This is a genomic window from Streptomyces sp. NPDC048417 (genome assembly GCF_040651615.1).
Lineage (GTDB): Bacteria > Actinomycetota > Actinomycetes > Streptomycetales > Streptomycetaceae > Streptomyces.
Genome location: NZ_JBEZKI010000007.1, coordinates 153,052 through 168,663, shown reverse-complemented (window position 1 = coordinate 168,663; position 15,612 = coordinate 153,052). Strand labels below are relative to the sequence as shown.

At 66.0% G+C, this 15,612-nt stretch carries 21 protein-coding genes; 9 read left to right on the top strand and 12 right to left on the bottom strand.

Translation table 11 applies throughout. The annotated features are described in order from the left end of the window. Positions 1-38: 38 nt before the first annotated feature. Positions 39-1,451, bottom strand: a complete 1,413-nt coding sequence (locus AB0D59_RS13440; RefSeq protein WP_362564413.1) for a hypothetical protein — start codon at positions 1,449-1,451, stop codon at positions 39-41. Beyond that, positions 1,448-1,732, bottom strand: coding sequence for a hypothetical protein (locus AB0D59_RS13435; protein ID WP_362564411.1), 285 nt, complete (start codon positions 1,730-1,732; stop codon positions 1,448-1,450). The genes AB0D59_RS13440 and AB0D59_RS13435 overlap by 4 nt, the downstream gene beginning before the upstream one ends. A gap of 271 nt (positions 1,733-2,003) precedes the next feature. Here AB0D59_RS13435 and AB0D59_RS13430 point away from each other — a divergent pair, with 271 nt between their 5' ends. The 4 genes from AB0D59_RS13430 to AB0D59_RS13415 all read left to right on the top strand — a co-directional run bounded on the left by AB0D59_RS13430 (position 2,004) and on the right by AB0D59_RS13415 (position 4,380). After that, complete coding sequence (locus AB0D59_RS13430; protein WP_362564410.1) at positions 2,004-2,669, top strand: hypothetical protein; 666 nt, start codon at positions 2,004-2,006, stop codon at positions 2,667-2,669. A gap of 30 nt (positions 2,670-2,699) precedes the next feature. Continuing rightward, on the top strand, positions 2,700-2,972 hold the full coding sequence (locus tag AB0D59_RS13425; protein WP_362564408.1) for a hypothetical protein: 273 nt from the start codon (positions 2,700-2,702) through the stop codon (positions 2,970-2,972). 238 nt (positions 2,973-3,210) lie between these two features. Beyond that, positions 3,211-3,876, top strand: a complete 666-nt coding sequence (locus tag AB0D59_RS13420) for a hypothetical protein (RefSeq protein WP_362564407.1) — start codon at positions 3,211-3,213, stop codon at positions 3,874-3,876. 6 nt (positions 3,877-3,882) lie between these two features. Next, on the top strand, positions 3,883-4,380 hold the full coding sequence (locus AB0D59_RS13415; RefSeq protein WP_362564406.1) for a hypothetical protein: 498 nt from the start codon (positions 3,883-3,885) through the stop codon (positions 4,378-4,380). On the opposite strand, the gene AB0D59_RS13410 is transcribed toward AB0D59_RS13415, so the two are convergent. The 4 genes from AB0D59_RS13410 to AB0D59_RS13395 all read right to left on the bottom strand — a co-directional run bounded on the left by AB0D59_RS13410 (position 4,370) and on the right by AB0D59_RS13395 (position 7,608). Then, positions 4,370-5,848, bottom strand: a complete 1,479-nt coding sequence (locus AB0D59_RS13410) for a putative T7SS-secreted protein (RefSeq protein WP_362564405.1) — start codon at positions 5,846-5,848, stop codon at positions 4,370-4,372. The two genes, AB0D59_RS13415 and AB0D59_RS13410, sit on opposite strands and share 11 nt — an antisense overlap. Positions 5,849-5,853: 5 nt before the next feature. Continuing rightward, the gene (locus AB0D59_RS13405; protein ID WP_362564403.1) at positions 5,854-6,561 is read right to left on the bottom strand and encodes a hypothetical protein; all 708 of its coding nucleotides are present in this window, start codon (positions 6,559-6,561) and stop codon (positions 5,854-5,856) included. Beyond that, positions 6,551-6,868 (bottom strand): hypothetical protein, encoded by a 318-nt coding sequence (locus tag AB0D59_RS13400; RefSeq protein ID WP_362564402.1) that lies wholly within the window; start codon positions 6,866-6,868, stop codon positions 6,551-6,553. The genes AB0D59_RS13405 and AB0D59_RS13400 overlap by 11 nt, the downstream gene beginning before the upstream one ends. Before the next feature lie 470 nt (positions 6,869-7,338). After that, positions 7,339-7,608: a GntR family transcriptional regulator gene (locus tag AB0D59_RS13395; protein WP_362564400.1), complete on the bottom strand. Its 270-nt coding sequence runs from the start codon at positions 7,606-7,608 to the stop codon at positions 7,339-7,341. 182 nt (positions 7,609-7,790) lie between these two features. Here AB0D59_RS13395 and AB0D59_RS13390 point away from each other — a divergent pair, with 182 nt between their 5' ends. The 4 genes from AB0D59_RS13390 to AB0D59_RS13375 all read left to right on the top strand — a co-directional run bounded on the left by AB0D59_RS13390 (position 7,791) and on the right by AB0D59_RS13375 (position 10,755). Continuing rightward, entirely contained in the window at positions 7,791-8,135 is a 345-nt protein-coding gene (locus AB0D59_RS13390; RefSeq protein ID WP_362564399.1) for a hypothetical protein, read from the top strand. Beyond that, positions 8,135-8,512 (top strand): hypothetical protein, encoded by a 378-nt coding sequence (locus AB0D59_RS13385; protein WP_362564397.1) that lies wholly within the window; start codon positions 8,135-8,137, stop codon positions 8,510-8,512. The genes AB0D59_RS13390 and AB0D59_RS13385 overlap by 1 nt, the downstream gene beginning before the upstream one ends. A 489-nt stretch (positions 8,513-9,001) precedes the next feature. Continuing rightward, positions 9,002-9,679 (top strand): hypothetical protein, encoded by a 678-nt coding sequence (locus AB0D59_RS13380; RefSeq protein WP_362564396.1) that lies wholly within the window; start codon positions 9,002-9,004, stop codon positions 9,677-9,679. Beyond that, positions 9,670-10,755, top strand: a complete 1,086-nt coding sequence (locus AB0D59_RS13375) for a hypothetical protein (protein WP_362564394.1) — start codon at positions 9,670-9,672, stop codon at positions 10,753-10,755. The genes AB0D59_RS13380 and AB0D59_RS13375 overlap by 10 nt, the downstream gene beginning before the upstream one ends. Before the next feature lie 59 nt (positions 10,756-10,814). Here AB0D59_RS13375 and AB0D59_RS13370 read toward each other — a convergent pair whose 3' ends face one another. From AB0D59_RS13370 to AB0D59_RS13350, 5 genes are read right to left on the bottom strand one after another with little or no spacing between them, the layout of a single operon-like run. Next, positions 10,815-11,378, bottom strand: a complete 564-nt coding sequence (locus AB0D59_RS13370) for a hypothetical protein (protein ID WP_362564393.1) — start codon at positions 11,376-11,378, stop codon at positions 10,815-10,817. Further along, complete coding sequence (locus AB0D59_RS13365) at positions 11,378-12,043, bottom strand: hypothetical protein (protein ID WP_362564391.1); 666 nt, start codon at positions 12,041-12,043, stop codon at positions 11,378-11,380. The genes AB0D59_RS13370 and AB0D59_RS13365 overlap by 1 nt, the downstream gene beginning before the upstream one ends. Continuing rightward, complete coding sequence (locus AB0D59_RS13360; RefSeq protein WP_362564390.1) at positions 12,040-12,618, bottom strand: hypothetical protein; 579 nt, start codon at positions 12,616-12,618, stop codon at positions 12,040-12,042. The genes AB0D59_RS13365 and AB0D59_RS13360 overlap by 4 nt, the downstream gene beginning before the upstream one ends. A 51-nt stretch (positions 12,619-12,669) precedes the next feature. Next, complete coding sequence (locus AB0D59_RS13355; RefSeq protein ID WP_362564389.1) at positions 12,670-13,947, bottom strand: putative T7SS-secreted protein; 1,278 nt, start codon at positions 13,945-13,947, stop codon at positions 12,670-12,672. Beyond that, on the bottom strand, positions 13,944-14,249 hold the full coding sequence (locus tag AB0D59_RS13350) for a hypothetical protein (RefSeq protein WP_362564387.1): 306 nt from the start codon (positions 14,247-14,249) through the stop codon (positions 13,944-13,946). The genes AB0D59_RS13355 and AB0D59_RS13350 overlap by 4 nt, the downstream gene beginning before the upstream one ends. A 78-nt stretch (positions 14,250-14,327) precedes the next feature. Between AB0D59_RS13350 and AB0D59_RS13345 the strand changes: the two genes are divergently transcribed. Next, positions 14,328-15,020 carry a hypothetical protein gene (locus AB0D59_RS13345; RefSeq protein WP_362564386.1) on the top strand — a complete coding sequence of 231 codons (693 nt, stop codon included), beginning with the start codon at positions 14,328-14,330 and terminating at the stop codon, positions 15,018-15,020. 67 nt (positions 15,021-15,087) lie between these two features. On the opposite strand, the gene AB0D59_RS13340 is transcribed toward AB0D59_RS13345, so the two are convergent. Continuing rightward, positions 15,088-15,393 (bottom strand): WXG100 family type VII secretion target, encoded by a 306-nt coding sequence (locus AB0D59_RS13340; protein ID WP_351317920.1) that lies wholly within the window; start codon positions 15,391-15,393, stop codon positions 15,088-15,090. Positions 15,394-15,612 lie beyond the last annotated feature (219 nt).

The following is a 15,612-nucleotide window of genomic DNA, read 5'->3' as shown; positions in this document are numbered from 1 at the left end:
CTTGCGGGCCTCGCCGTGATCCGGTACCGCGGACGCCCTCAGCCGCCGGCGACCTTCCAGTTCCAGTTGTAGAAGGGAATCCCGCTCGACCCGAGGGGAGCTGTGTGCTTGAGACCGTCGAACAGGTTGCGTTCGATGGAGGCCGGCTCCCAGCCCGCCGCGGGCGCCAGGTTCACGATGCCCGCGCCCAGCGGCAGCACCTGGCTCGCTGCGTACAGGCCACCGGCCGACCATGCCTTGCCCTTGAAGACCGATTCGGAGAGACCGCTCCACTTGGGCAGGTCCTTGGTGAGGATCGAGTCCTCGGCACCACGCTCGGCGACGGCCGTGCGGATGTCGCTGAAGTACGCCTTGAAGTTGACGGACTCCTTGACGATCGACTTCATCCTGGGCAGGACGCTGTCCGGTCCCTTCGCCAGGGCTTCGCCGATCTTGCCCGCCTTGACTCCCGAGTTCGCCTGGGCGATTTCACCGGCCAGTTTCTCGCCCACGCCCAGCCCCCGCAGGTTCAGGAACTCCCTGAGCGCCGACGATCCTCGTGCGGCGGTGGCCGCCTCCTTGAAGGTCGTCCCGAGCACCCGGCCGGCACCGAAGGACAGCACGCCGACCACGTCGATGGCGACGTCCAGCCAGGTGCCCTTGCCGTCCAGCGCGGAGACGGTGTCGCAGACGAGCGCGACCACGGAGGCGATCAGGGCCAGTGCCCCGAGCACCTCGCCGAGGATGGGGACCCAGCTCAGCACCAGAGCCAGCAGGCAGAGCACTCCGGCGATCGCTCCCGCCCAGTGGCCGATGGTGGCGACCCAGTCCTTCCAGTTGTCCCACCAGTGGTGCTTGGGGTCCTTCAGCCCGTCGTGGTCGATGGCGTCCCGTATCGCCTTGGCGGCGTACCCGGCCTGGGTGTCCCGGTAGTCGAGCGCGGCCCGAAGCTCCCGCTTGGCGGCGTCGAGCTCCCCGTCGGAGGCCTCCTTCTGCCGCTTCAGCTTCTGCTTGTCGGGATGGCTGTCGCTACTCGACGGATGCTGATCGATCTGCTTCTGGTAGTTACTGCTGTCGGTATCGGCAGCGGCTGCCTTCTTCAGCGCCGAACGGACCCGGTTCTGGGCGTGGTTGAGGGCGGTGGCCCAGTTCTCCCGGACGGTGTCGGCGATGGGCTCGTACGGCACGGAGGATCCGAGGGCCGCACCCGCCGCCGCGTACCGCTGATGCGACTGGCTGAGCAGCTTGACGGTGTCCCCGGTCTTCTTGGTGAACTCCCTGCCCGCGTCGGAGTCCCACCCGTTCCCGTCGACGAGGTTGTGCAGCTTGCCGGCCTGCTCCTCGATCAGCTTGGCGGTGTCGGAGATCCGCTTGCCGAGCCGGGCCACCTCGTACGGATCCCCCGGCGTGAACTCCCGGTCGTCGTACCGAGCCGTCTGCCAGTCGATACCGGAGAAGTCGTGATCGCTCACTTGTCCCCCGACTGGGCCTTGAGCAACGCGTCGGCGAGATGCTGATCGACCCCGTCGTAGGCCTTGGCCGCCTCGCCCGCGGTCTTCCCGAGAAACTCGAGGCCATCGCAGAGCTGCTTGCGCTTCTTCTTCCAGTCGTCCGCGAAGTCACCCAGCGCGCCGGCCACATCACCGGACCCGATCTCGGAGCCGTACGAGTCGACGAGATCCTTCGCATGCTCAAAGCTGGACTTCAACTTCGCGACCGACCGGCTGATCTCCCGCAACTCGGTCGTGGACACCTTGACGTGATCCGCCACTACTACCCCCGTGAATACCTGCGTACCCGGCCGCCCCGCAGGACGCAGACGGCCACGGTCACTGTGGGGCGAGGGTTTCGGGGCCACAACCAATGGACCGCAAAGGGAGCTCAAAGGAGGGGTGCCGCCCGGCTGACCGCATCGGCCCTCACGCCAAATCCACCCGGGCTTCACAATGACCACGCAAGTCGGTCGCCGCCTTGATCGACCTCGCACGGCATTGTTCTGAATCGAAGCGCAAGAGAGAGCCCATATGAACCCCGCGGACCATCCCACAGCCTGGGAGCACCCTCCGACCCGGCGCGCCTGGGGCAAGCAGCTGGTGACGAACGTACTGGCTCTCCTCGCCTGGATCGCGGTGTGGTTCGCCCTGCTGGCCGTTCTGGCGGTGATCCCGGGGCCCGGATACGCGATCGTCGTCGTGCCGTTCCTGATCTACAGCTTCTACCGTGCCTTCCTGCAGCTCTTCGTCGTCTCCGCCGTCTTCCGGATGCGTCGGGTCCTGCAGGTGTACCCGTGGCAGCTGTCCCACGAGGTGCCGTACGGCCTCACCAAGCGGACCGATGTCGTCGGCAGGCAGTTCGGCTGGTTCGAGTTCCCGAACCCGGCCCGGCCGGAGGAAGCGCTGCCCATGGTGTTCGGCCGGCACTGGGGAGTCGGCTGGTGGAGCCGCCGCATGTCACCCCGTGCGGCATCGGAGCTCAAGGCCCAGATCGGCGAGGTGTGGTTGGCCGGCGACCCCCGTTTCATCGGGGTGCTGGCCGCGCCCGCGTCCGACGGGTCGATGCCGCGCCGCTTCCGTTTCCTTCATCAGCAGACCGGATCGGACGGAGGACTTCGCGGCGTCGCCGACTGGGGTGCCACCGCCGAGGACGTCGAACGCGGTCGTCGGGCCGGCATTGTGCCCGCTCGTTCCTGAATTCCGACACCGACGGAACCTCCGAAGAACATGGACGCCCATGTCGGGTACCTGGATCTGCCCGGCGGGCCGGCATCCATGGGGGAGACCGTGCGCACCCCGTCCCCCGAGTCGGGCCTTCCGCCGACCCCGCTGCTCCAGGTCCACACCTGCCTTCCCCACCCGGACCACAAGCGCATGGCGGTTCTCCCACTGAGCACCACCGCGGAGGAACGACGTGTCCAATACCGCGCGATCCTCCACAGCATCGCGGAACTCACCAGCTTCGAATCGCCTTTGGACGAAGGGCAGAAAGAGCAGTGAATGAAGGGCGCGGGCACACGACCGACAGGGACCCGGCGCGCGGCACTCTCCTATGGGCTGGGACTCGTGCCGGGAAGCGTGGTCGGCAAGAGCCGGACCAGTCCCACGGCCCGTTCGCCCCACTGGCGGAGCACCGTCCTCCTGATACCGTCGGCCTGAAGCGCCGAACTGCTTGCCGATTCCGTTTAGCGAACGGCAGAATCGGAACAACTAACCAACTGTCGGGAGGGTTCAGCGCATGGGGGACGTAACGCCTCGTACCGCGTTCGATGATCCGGCCACCCTGCATGCGTGGCAGCGTGCACGACGGCGGACCATCACGACAACGACTTTGTGGGTGCTGTCTCTACCGGGCTTTTTCGTGCTGGAGACGGTTCTCTGGGAGTCGTTGGTCGGCGGATCCCTCCCGGTGTACGTGATGGTAGTTCCCATCGTTGTCTCGGTCATCGGGATTGCCGTGTCCGACTCCCGCCGGGTACAGCTGAAAAACATGCGGGGAATCCTGGCCGCCTATCCCTGGCAGGACCACGCCCCACTCAAAAGCAACACTCCGGCGGATATCAGCTACCTGAAACTCCCCAACCCTGATGACCGGCAAAAGGGCGTCAGCGTTGCCGTCCGGCGATACGGGCTCACGGGCAAACGTTGGAGAAGCGCGGTGGCCAACGCCAGGAGCCGGGGCTTCAAGTTCGCGGGGGATCCTCGGTTCGGCACTGTGATCGCGCTTCAGGGTGTGAATGAGTTGGGCGCCGCAAGGCCCACGCATGTGCTCGCCCCGAGCAAGGGAGCCCGGCCTGACGGTGTCAGCGAGACGGCTTGGCAGCGCGCTCAAGCAGCCGGTATCTCCGGGGAATCACCGCTGACCGAAGAAGAAGTCCGACAACTGCAGGCAGAGGGGAAGTGACGCTCCATGCCTGAATTCATCTACACCCCGCTTGTCGGCCAGGAAGACGTCGAAGACGGGCTCTTCCTCGGACACCTCGACATCACGGGAAACGCAGGGACCGCCACCACACGCACCAACCGCCGACCGGACGGCGGTATGGGAATCATCCTCTTCCCCGACTTGGTGGACCTGCTCGACGGCGTGGCGGAGCTGCTGCGGCGCGGGCGCGGCAGATTCGCCACCTCCGGCATGGGGCCTACCCTGACATTCAAACTGAAGGGGGACGTCATGTCGATCAAGCACCGTCTGAAAGTGATCGACGAGTCGTCGCCACAGGCTGTCGCCGATGCGGTGTGGACCGCTGCGCAGAGGCTGTCGGAAAGCCTCCTGGCGCGTGTCACAACATCGACTGAACACACCGACATCACGGAAGACGGCAGCATCGGGTACATCGACTACCGTGTTCAACTGCCTGCAGCCATGTCGAGGTTCCAGGAAGCGCGCAGGTCACTTACAAGCTGAACTGTGTCCTGGCAGGCAGGATGCCGGGTTTGTAACCGCCGCCGCCACCCGCGCCACTCAAGCCATCCAGGATGACGCCGTTGGTGTCGAAGCTCGCACCGAAGAACACCGAATTCACCGTGGCTCGGGTCACGCTTTTCACAAGACCTTCGACGCCGCCGGTGATCATCTGGCCCCTGGGATTCTTCCCGGCGAGGGTCATGCCGAGATCCCGATACTTTCTACGAGTCAGGTTGGTGAACCTGCTGTCGTTGATGATCTTGGGGAGCTTTTTGAAACCCTTGCCGACCAAGGGTGTCATACCGGCTCCGATAGCATTACCGACAAGATTGCCCAGGGCGTTCTTCTGGACCTCGTTCCAGCCGCCATTGAAGGCATCCTTGAGGGTGGTTTTGAGCTCTCCGGTGGCGAACGCGTAGGCGACCTTGCGGAAGCCCTTGAGATCTTCACCCATACGCCACATTTTAATGAGACGGCTACACGCGATCTCGGCTTTCCTGACCCGCAGTGCCATCCTGAAGCCACCCACCAGCTTGCCGGCCTTCGCTACCATGGCCAGCCTGCCGACCACGGGAATGCAGTCCAGCACCGCGAACACGAGATCTCCCCAGCCGGCTTTACCTTGCGAGAACTTGGCTATTGTGTCCGCCAGGACGATCAGCGCTGCGGCCACGATGATGATCACAAGCCAGGGAGCGGCCACAAAGAGCGCCACGATGCCTGCGACCGCCACCACGATCTTGCATCCCGCGACAAAGCTGTCCCAGTGGTCCGCCACCCAGTCGCCGAGCTTCTCGTACCACTTCTTGTTGTGGATCCCGGCATCTGAGGCACTGTGGATGTCGTGGACGAGTTTCGTCGCGGCCTTGTCCTGGTCCTTGCCGGCGTTCTCCGCCTTCGTCCTCAGTTCGACCAACTGCGCGTTCAGGCTGGCGACCTGACCCTGCATCGCCTTCTGGTGCTGGTTGGCGTGCTGGGCGTCGCGTGTCGCCTTGCGGACCTTCTCCGGGTCGGGGGCCGCCGCGTTGCCGGTGGGGTTGTTGAGCTTGTCCTGCGCGGATTTGGCGTTGTTCGCCGTAGTGGTGGCACTCGCCAGCCGGGACTGAGCCCGGGAGAGGTCACCGCGCAGCGTCCGGGCCTTGGCGAGCGCGTGGTCCGCCGTCGTCTGGGCGAGTTCCAGCTTCCCGGCGTAGGTCAGCAGGGCGCCCGAGACCATCTCGTACGAGTCGTGGAGCTTCTGCAACTGGCCGGGCAGCTTGCCGATCTGGTCCTTGAACGCGTCCATGGCCTTGCCGGCCGACTCCTTGAGGACGGAGTCCTTCGAGGCGGAGCGGATTCCGCTGAGCACCGTGGCAACGTCTTCGACGAAGGTCTTGTATCGCTGGCCCTGGAGTTTGACCTCGTGCGGATCGCCGGGCGTCGGGTCGTCGTGCAGATCGAGGTTGTGCCAGTCGGCGGGGCGGACCATTGGGCTCAGCTCTCCGTGTCGAGGTCGGCGCGGTAGACGAAGCGGAAGGTGCTGGTGATGAGGTCGAAGAGCTCCAGCATCGGCTCGACCAGGGCCAGTTGGGGTGTGCTGGCGCTGATGACGGCGACCTTCGGGTTGCCGCCCGGGAAGGGGATGAGGGTCTGCATCACCACCGCGCGGTAGCTGCGGTTGTCGTCGGGGATCTCGATGTCCTCGATGCCTTCGGTACGCGCGGCCTGGCCGGCGTCCGGCAGCTCCACGAGGCGCACGCGACGCCACGGATCGGTCGGCCGACGGCCGGGGGTGATCGGCGTCAGGACGCCCATGAGCGTGTCCAGTCCCGTGACGGCGGTCTCGCCGGTGGTCTCGTTCACCGCCGCGCTCACGCTGACCGTGAGGCTGGCCACCATCGGCTCGTCGTCGACGATCTCGCACATGGAGCCGGAGTAGACGACGTTGTTCTTGCGGGCCTCGCGGGCCACCTTCTTCAGGGTCTTGACCAGATCGGCCTGGTGCCCGGCCAGCTCGGGCCGCTGCTTGACCCGCTCCGCCACCACCTCGCGGATCGAGCGGTTCACCGTGGCGGGGTGGACGTCGAACTCGTACCAGGTACTGGGGACCTGGATGTTGATGCCGATGACGTCCCCGGGGGCCGCTCCGGCGAAAGGGTCCTCGGCGGCGGGCTCTTCGGTGCGGGGGGCGTCAGTTTCCACCCTTGCCCTCCTTCTCGTGCTTTCGGACGGCGTTCCGGAGATCGACGTCGAGCTTGGTCATCTTGTCGACGATCTCCTGCGCCATCTTCGCCACGTTCTCGAGGCCGACGTCGATCTCCTTGCGGCCGTCCTTCCAGCCGTGCATGAAGTCTTCCATCGCGTCGAAGGCCGCGCTCGAGCCCAGCTCTCCGTTGCCCAGTTTCCGGTCGACCTGGCCGGTGTCGTCCATGCGCTGTTTGATCGACCGCAGTTGACCCGCCAGATCGTCGAGGCCGGCAAGGCTCAGGACGAGATCGCCCTTGGACATGTCCGGTATCCCCCAATACCCCAGATTGCGCTGCCATGACACAAGTCGCTTTTGCAATACGGCCGTCGGAGTCTACTGTCCGTCACGGTTGCGACGACTGCCGACCGATTCATTGCAGCACACACGTTACAAGCTACCGCCGTGTCCACTCCGGCCGCCTCGGCCGCCCTGGAGGCTCAGGACGCCCCTTACGGGGCAGGGGGTTTGCGACTCGCCCCGCACACCCGATCGAACACAAAGCGCGACAAAGAAGCACGGATACCCTCGACCGCCCGGCCTCTAGCTGTTCACGTTGGCGAACCTCCGATCGGGCTCGGCAGGACAAGGCAGCAGCGGAGCCGACGAGTCGGCCTTGGAGAACTGAGCGCCCACAAGTCGGCACGCCCTTGCCGGTGTCCCAAGAAGAAGCGGGGCTGCTGCTGAGTAGCCAGCAGGGCCGAAGGTGCCGCGCAACGCAATGCGCGGCCCCTTCAGGCGTTCGATCCGTCCTCCGTAGGGGCGCCGCCATCTGACTCCGGCATCCCGATGACGTACGTCCCCTTCGCAGGCAGCGTCGCCACCAACCCTCGCTTGCGGAGTTCGACGATGGCGCGGCGCACGGTGCCGATGCTCACGCGGTACAGATCCGTCATGGCGCGCTCGCCGGGCAGCGCGGCCCCCTGCGGCAGTTTTCCGGAGGCGATGTCTGCCGCGATGGCGTCGGCGAGTTTCACGTACTCATAACGCGGAAGCTCGGTCATATCTCCACCGTGCCGCAGCCCTACGCATACCGCAGGACCAGAACGCGTCCCAACGCAGCGGGACGCGGAATATATCTGGGGGGTGCAGGGGGACGCAGTTACCGGTATGGTCGAAATGACAGGACCCCGGCGAGGTGGCTAGACCTCCCGGGGCACGGCCAACGCTTACAAGGAGCGTCGACATGTACGACCTTATCCCTCGCGCCCTCCAATGGCTGCGCCTCCTCTTCGCCCCTGGCACCGGGAAACGGCGCCGCCGTCCTCACCGCCCACCATTCCCCCACGTCCACCTCACCCTCGTACGCTGCCCCCTCACCGCCGAGGCCTCGCACCTCCCCCACCGGTCGCCGTACGGCCTGGCCACTCTCCTCGACGGCGCCGAGTCCGCCCTTGTCCGCCCCTACCTCACCGCCCACGAGCGCGAGGCCGCCCTCCAGCAGCGCCGCCGCCTTGCCCTCGTACTCGCCGCCGACTTCGGGATCGACCTCGACCAACACGTGATCGGCGCGCCGGAGGTAGCCGCGTGATGGAACAGCCAAGCAGCCACGCGCACGCCCCGACCTCCCCCCGCCTGCTCCCCTGGCCCACCCCCGAAGGCAAACCGTGCTACCTGGTCACGGACAACAACGGCGGGTATCTCTCCCGCCTCGCCGACGACCTGGAGACCACTCAACTCGCCGCTGGCACCGACGTCCTGGGCCGCGCCCGCCAGGTACTGGACGACCCGATGTCGCCGTACACCGAGGTCCGCTACGCCGGCATCCGCCTCGCCGAGTGCCTCACCGACGCGCTCCGTGTCGCCGACTCCCGGGGCATGCGCTTGGTCGTACCGGACGACGAGGAGGACCGCGAAAGCACCAACGGGCAGGCACCGCATAGCGCAGGGAGCGAACTACGGTCGTAGCCGCGACGCATCGAAGGAGTTCACCGGTCACGGCCGCTCACGCCGCCGAACCGACAGCGACCGTCCGCCCCTGACCGACGCACTCCAACTCCTCGACTCCACCGACCGCCGCTCCCACCTCACCCTGCGCGTCTACAAGGTCGGCGCGCAGGGTGAGATGACCTAGGACCAAGGCAAGCTCGAGATCCTGGCCGACGGACGCACCGAACCGGCGCCGCGCACATCGGCATACCCGCCGTGCGCCTACCCGAGATGCAACGCACCGCGATAGCGAAACGGAACTCGCACCTCACGATGGCCGGGCACGGCGTCCCGACACATCCGAGTCGTCATCCATTCGGGCAAGATCAGGACACAGGTCACACCTCCGCCTACCCCATGCGCCCGGAATTGTCACCAATCACAGGGAAGTTCGCTCTGGCGAAACCGAGAACCTCCCCGATAGCGTCGGGTCTCTTGAATGGACTTTTTTCTCACGGGGAGTTCACTGTGAAGCGCCGCACCTTGCCCGCCGCTGCCGCGCTGGCGGCAACCGCAGCACTGCTGTTGACCGCCTGCGGCAGTGGGGACGACAAAGCCAGCGACAACGACAAGATCGCCGGCGCCGACCAGGAAACGAAGACGCCGACGCCTTCGGCATCCGCTTCGGGAGCACCAGCAGAGGACAAGCCGGACGGCGTGGACGTGTCCCTCCCCAAGGACATGGACCTGACCATGGTCTTCGACTGGGGCAAGCCAAAGGACAAGAACGAGGCGGCGGCGATGGACGACGCCGCGAACTTCCTCCGCGCCATCTACCGGGGCATCGACAAGCGGTCGGCCAAGGACGCGGCCGTGACCACATACGCCACTGGTGACGGGCTCCACTACGCGCAGGTGCAGATCAACTCCTGGATCAAGGGCGGCTGGACGGCGACCGGCACGGAGCGCCACTACGACGTCAGCACCCGGTCCACCACGAACGGCCAGGCCGTGGAGGTGGCGTTCTGTGTGGACTCAAGCAAGTTCTATGGCAAGGAGATCAAGACAGGGAAGGTCCTGAAGACTAAGCCCAGTCTCGCGGACTTCGACTACTTCAAGATCGTCATGGCCAAGTTCCCCACGGCCGATGACCTGTGGCAGGCGTCCAAGGTGTACGTCCAGACCAAGGCGGCGAAGTGCCAGTGAGCGGATCTCGACGCGTACTGCTCGGCACCGGGGCCCTGACTCTGCTTCTCGGCGTCCTCGTCCTCACAGAACCGGCCTACGCGGCAGGGCCGACGGGCAAGGACAAGGGCGCCGACACGGAACAGTCGGCCGGCAGCGACAACACCAGCATCTACGCCGCCGCAAAAATCCAGTACTCCGGCGCCGTAACCAAGACCGGCGGCACCGGAAACGTGACGTCCTCCGACGTCAACTGGACGCCGCCGCCTTGCTGGTACGCCCCCTACCTCGGCGCCAAGGACTTCAAGAAGAAGATGTCCGGGCAGATCGAGAGCGCCAAGAACACGCCCGGCATGGGCGGCACCGCGGGCGCGGCGATCGGCGAGATGCAGCGCCACTACGAGGACGAGTACGGCTGGACCGACACCCCCGGCTACAAGGACTACAACGTCGACAAGGACGGCGAGGGGATGTTCTGGGCCGCCGTCGAGAATCCTGACGAGCCCGACGTACTCAAGCGCAGCTCCTGCAACGACCTCCCCTTCTGGGTCGACAACGGCGACACCCCACCGGCCCGGTACGAAGAGGCCATCAAACCGGAGATCCTCGCCGCCCTCGCCTACCAGCGCATGCAACTGCCCGACACCGAGGTGACCCTCGCACCCGAGACCGCCACCAAGGTGAACCTGCCGACCTGGGCCTGGCTCGACAAGGCCGTCTTCGACGAGGTCCAGGCCACCGCGGCCATCAACGTCCCCGGCTTCGGCATCCAGGCCACGACCACCGCGAAGCCCGTCTCCCTCAAACTCGAACCCGGCACCGCGGACGCCGAGACCTTCCCCGCCTCCGGCCAGTGCGCCATCAACCCCGACGGCTCCATCGGCCAGCCGTATGCCAAGGGAGACGCGGGCAAAACGCCGCCCTGTGGAATCAGGTACCTGCACTCCTCCGGTGACGGCGTCTTCAAGCTCCGGGCGACGATCACCTGGAAGATCTCCTGGACGGGCACCGGCGGCGCGGGCGGAGACCTGCCCGACGGCACCTTCGGGACCACACAGGACGTCACCGTCCAGGAGATCCAAGCCGTCAACCGCTGATCAGACGCAGGTGACCGCGTCGGGGTGTCCGGTCAGGAGGGGCCCGAAAGCGGTGCCGCTCACACGATCCACCGCAACGACTCCGCGATCGAGTCGCAGAGTCCGCGCATGGGGCCGGTCACCCCACTGAGCGGTACCGCGAACGCCAGGGCCAGGTAGCCGACGCCACCGGGCATCCGGACGTACAGGTCCAGAGTCGTCGGGCCGAGGACCCGCACGGTCTCCCCCGCGGGAAGGACGACGGTCGAGACCTCTGCGGCGGAGGCGTTGCGCACCTGCTTCGCTTCGAGCGATTCCTGGAGACCCCGGGGGGTCAGTCCCCCGGGGCGAGGGATCAAGGAGACGATGAGCGACGCGGGCAGGATGCCGCCGCCTTCCAGTTCCGGTCTCAGGAAGAACTCCAGCGCACCGGTTCTGACCCCGGCCTCGGCGGTGTTGCGCAGGGTGGCCCAGGCCTCCTGCTTGAGCTCGGCCGGAACGTTCCTGCCCTCGGCCTGGTGGTCCACGAACGTCTTCAGCTGGGCACGCCAGCGGTCCTGGGTGAGATCGATGCGGAACCAGTCCCGGGGGACCAGGAGCCGATAGTCCCTGGGAGGTGCCGTGGCGTCGGGCTCCGCGGTCATCAGGACATCACCATCGGCTTGCCCGACTCGTTGAACAGGCGGACGCTCTTCACTACGCCGGCGAACATGGCCGAGAAGACCTCCCAGGCCTGCGGTGTGGGGGTGCCCATCTCCAGAAGCAGGACCGTCCCGTTGCTGAGCGGTATCTGGACCTGGATGAAGGAGGTCACCACCGGCTCGTCGGATCCGGACGCGGTGAGACTGCCGGGCAGACTCCCCTTCCGGGTCCCGATGCAGGAGACAGCAGGGCCGCACGGCAGCTCGATCTCGCTGACCTCTCCCATGCTGAGGTGACGCATCGTCGAGCCCAGGAACCCGACGGGATGCGCGCCGGCCCTCTCGTCCAGATCGGTCATGCTGACGGAAACCGTCGCCGTGCAGCGCTCCCCGTCGACCTCTGTCATGACGAAGCCGGAGTACTGGATGCCGGCCTCGACGAAGGAGTCGTAGTGCGCGGCGACCATGACCGCCCACTCCAGTTGCACCTCGAAGGTGGCCTCCGGCATCACGGCGCGGGCCAGTTCGACGAGTTGCTCGGCGGTCTCGTCCAGGCTCTCCGAGTCCATCGGAATCTCGAAGAAGCCCTCCGGCATGATCCAGCGGACATCGATGCCCGGCCCGCCGATTGAGCCCTGGACATCCTCTTCAGTTGCTACGGCGCTCACGACAGGCCTTCTCCATCGATGGTTTCCGGTTCATCCACTTCGGGATGGAACGTGGCCGCGAAGGGATACGGCCCGTAGTGGGGATAGTGGGCAGGAATGTCCGCCCCTTCCCTGCGTGCAAGATGCGCCAGCTCGCGGTATCTCCGCGCCCGGGCGCGGAGATTCTGGCGTACCGGGTCGCCCCACTGGGTCACGGCGGTGCGTACGTACACGGCGAGCAGGATCAGTACGACGGCTACGGCCACGGCCGCATAGACACCTCGCGCGGTGCCCGACTCCCAGTACTGGACCACGCCGCCCCAGTACACCGCGGCGCCGAAACCGATGATCGCCAGGGGAACACCGGTCTTGAACCCCGCGTTGAACATCGCGGTCTCGTCCTCGTGCCGAAGCCGCAGCATACGAAGGACCGCTCGGTCGTCCAGGAAGTCGAAACGGAGTTCTCTGCCGGACCGTTCCGCGAGCGCCTTGGCGGCGGGGACCGCGGCGATCACCTCACCGGGGACGAGCCGGACAGGATCCGTGCCCCTGCGGCCGACGAATTCCCCTTCGTCAAGATCGGTCGAGTCGCTCACTTGGATCGCCCTCCTTTCATGCGGTTCACACCGACTTCGAAACCGCTACGTCTACGCGGCGAGAGCCGCGTGGAACGGCTTCGGCGAAGGCTGGGGCGACGGGCTCGGGGTCGGCGTCGGCGTCGGCTTGGCCGTTTCCGGCTCCTGGTAACCGGTGGTCCCGCCGTTCTCACCGCTGAACATCCGGTGGAGCGCGCTCGCCAGGCCGTTCCCCTTGATGACCGCCGTGATCTGCTTTCCGCCGATGGGTGCGAACTTCTCCGGCAGACCGGCGATGTTGAGCCGCTGTCCGAGTTTGAGGCCTTGGGAAAGGACCTTGTTCGTCATGCTCACACTGAGGCCGTTGAGAAAGTTGTGCCCGACACCGTCGAGCCCTCGAAGGGAGGCCTCGCCCCAGGTGCCGACCTTGCCGAAGGCCTTGAGCTTGGCCAGGCCCTTGAGTTTGGACACGGCCTTGAAACCCTTGAGCGCGCCGAGCCCCGGGAGGACTCCGAGGAAGTCCGTCCCCAGCGTCAGCCAGTTGACCTTCCCACCGCGCACCGTCATGTCGTAGGCGTGGCCGGCCAGGGCCGCCGCGCTGCTGAGCACCGCGAGGGTGGCGAAGATGGGCACCAGGAACTGCAGCGGCGGGATGAACGCACAGACGACCGCGAGGACGGACAGGATCGCGGAGATGTTGGAGAACGTGTCCGCCCAGTCGGCGAGCCAGTTCATGAATCCGCCCGGGTCGCGCACCGCGTCGTGGTGGACCACATCCTTGATACGGCGGGCGGCACGGTCTCCGGCGTCGTCGAAGATGTCCCTGGCGTCCTTGACTTCCTTACGCGCCTGGCCGATGCGGTGCAGCGCCTCGTCGCGCTTCCTCTCCCAGCGCTCGTACTCGGGCTTGTCCGCCTCGGGTATCTGGCTGACGAGGTATTTGTCCGTGAACTTCTTCACTTCCCGGTCGGCCAGATCGTGATCGGACTTGGCCTCACGGTAATCCGCCAAGGCCTTGTCGGCCTTCTTCTGAGACCGGTGCAACTCTCCGGCGAATTCCTTTGATTCACCTTCGGCCACCTTGGTACCCACGGCCTTGGACGCCTCGTCGTACCGCTCGAACGCCTTCTTCAGCCGGTCGCCGGCACCGTCCGCGATGTCGTTGAAGGCTCGGCCGGCATCGCTGTCCCAGCCCTCCACCGAGGACAGCGCCTTGATGACCCGCGCCTGTTCGTCGATCATGTCGGCCATCTGCCGCAACTTCCGCCCGAGGGCGGCGACTTCGTCAGGATTCCCCGGTGTGGGGTCCTCGTCCCACAGCGGCGGCCAGTCACCGGATCGCCTGCTCACTTCTTGCCCTTCCCCGTGTTATCGGCAATTGCCTTGGCCAACTCGTGGTCGATCTCTTCGTACTTCTGGGCCGCGGCTCCGGTGTACTCGGCCAGCTTCTTCAGTTCCTTCGACAGTTTCTTCCGCGTCTTCTTCCACGTGGTGCTGAAGTCATCGAAGGCGTCTTTCAGGCCACCGTGCCCCAGTTCGTCCTCGTAACCGTCCGCAGGGTTCCCGTGCTGGTCAAACTCATTGTGGAGCTTGCCCAGCGTCCGAGAGCACCCCTTGATCATGTCGAGGTCGTACCTGATTCTGTCCGCCATTGAAAAAATCCCCCATCATGGACATGAGACACTGCCGCGAGACTTCCTTCGGCAAACGACTTGGAAGGTGGAACGGATTTGTCCACGAGCACCGAGCGCACCGTACGGGACCGACTCGGCGTCACACCCGACGCGGCAGCCTGGTGCACGATCGGCAAGATCCCCGAGCCGCCCGCCGAAGCACACCGGGCAGCAGGATCCCGGCCGTTGCGCCCTGCCTCCATACGACCGCTCGGCATGCTCGGCGTCGCTCTGGGATCGCCCCTGCTGTTCATCGGCAAGCTGCTGAGTCTCCTCGGCGCCGGCGAGGAGGCCCTCAAGCGCATGCTGTCGACCACAGGGGAACAGGAGCGCCACCGCGCCGCGAAACTCGACGAGAAGCGGCGGGACCAGGCCGTCGTCGAACTCGGTCTCGACAAGACCTTCGACGGCGACTGGAACGGGGCCGCCGGCCGCTTCCTCCTGCAGTGGTACAGCCATTCCTCCCACCACCAACGCCTGGTCGCCCTTGCCGGGGACCGCATCCTGCTGGCCGCTCCGCCCACCCGCGTGTCCATCCGCCGGGACGCACTCATGCAGGTCGTCGCCGAGATTCCGGCCGGGGACGCCACCCTCGCCGACCCCCTCCCCGCGTTCGAGAACGACCGGCTGCTCCTGCGCTTCAAGGACGGTTCGTGGCTCACGCTCACGACCGAGGAGTGGCGCAGCGAGCTGCACACCTACCTGATGCGTCGTCCGCAGCCGGGCGAGACCCAGGCCACCGAGGCCTGACAGCCGGGTGCGACGGAGCAGTTGACGCACTCCGTCGCACCCAGTCGTTCAAAGACCTCGGACTTTACTAACCCTTGGCCTGCTTCGCCAGCTGGTCGTCCAGCTGCTCGTACGCTTCCTTGGCCTTCTTCAGGAAGTCCGAGAGGCCGTGCAGGCCCTGGATCGTCTTCGTCGCGCCCTTCGTGAAGTCCTTCATGGAGTCGTCGTACGCTCCCGAGGCCTTCTGGGTGGTGAAGCCCTCCTCCACCAGTGCCGAGACACGCTTCTCGATGTTCTTGATCTTGTCCTCGAGCTCGTGCATGTCCTTGATCAGGTCGCCTGCGACCTTCTCCATCTCGGCATAAGTAAGGTCCGTGTCTTTGCCCTTGCCCATGTCGGCATCCCTCCCGTTGTGTTGTGGCCGCCCCAGGGCTCGCCCCCGTGGCTTGCTCTGACGGATCGGCCGGTCCTGACCCGGCCGTCCCATGAGCAAAGATCCTACGGGTGGGAGGCACATGGCCGCAGGGGCCTCGTGCGAGGGAATCGTGAACCGGCGCAATCCCGTTGCGCCCGTGAAAGCCCGTCCGGCTAAGGTCACACCGAATGTGCCGGG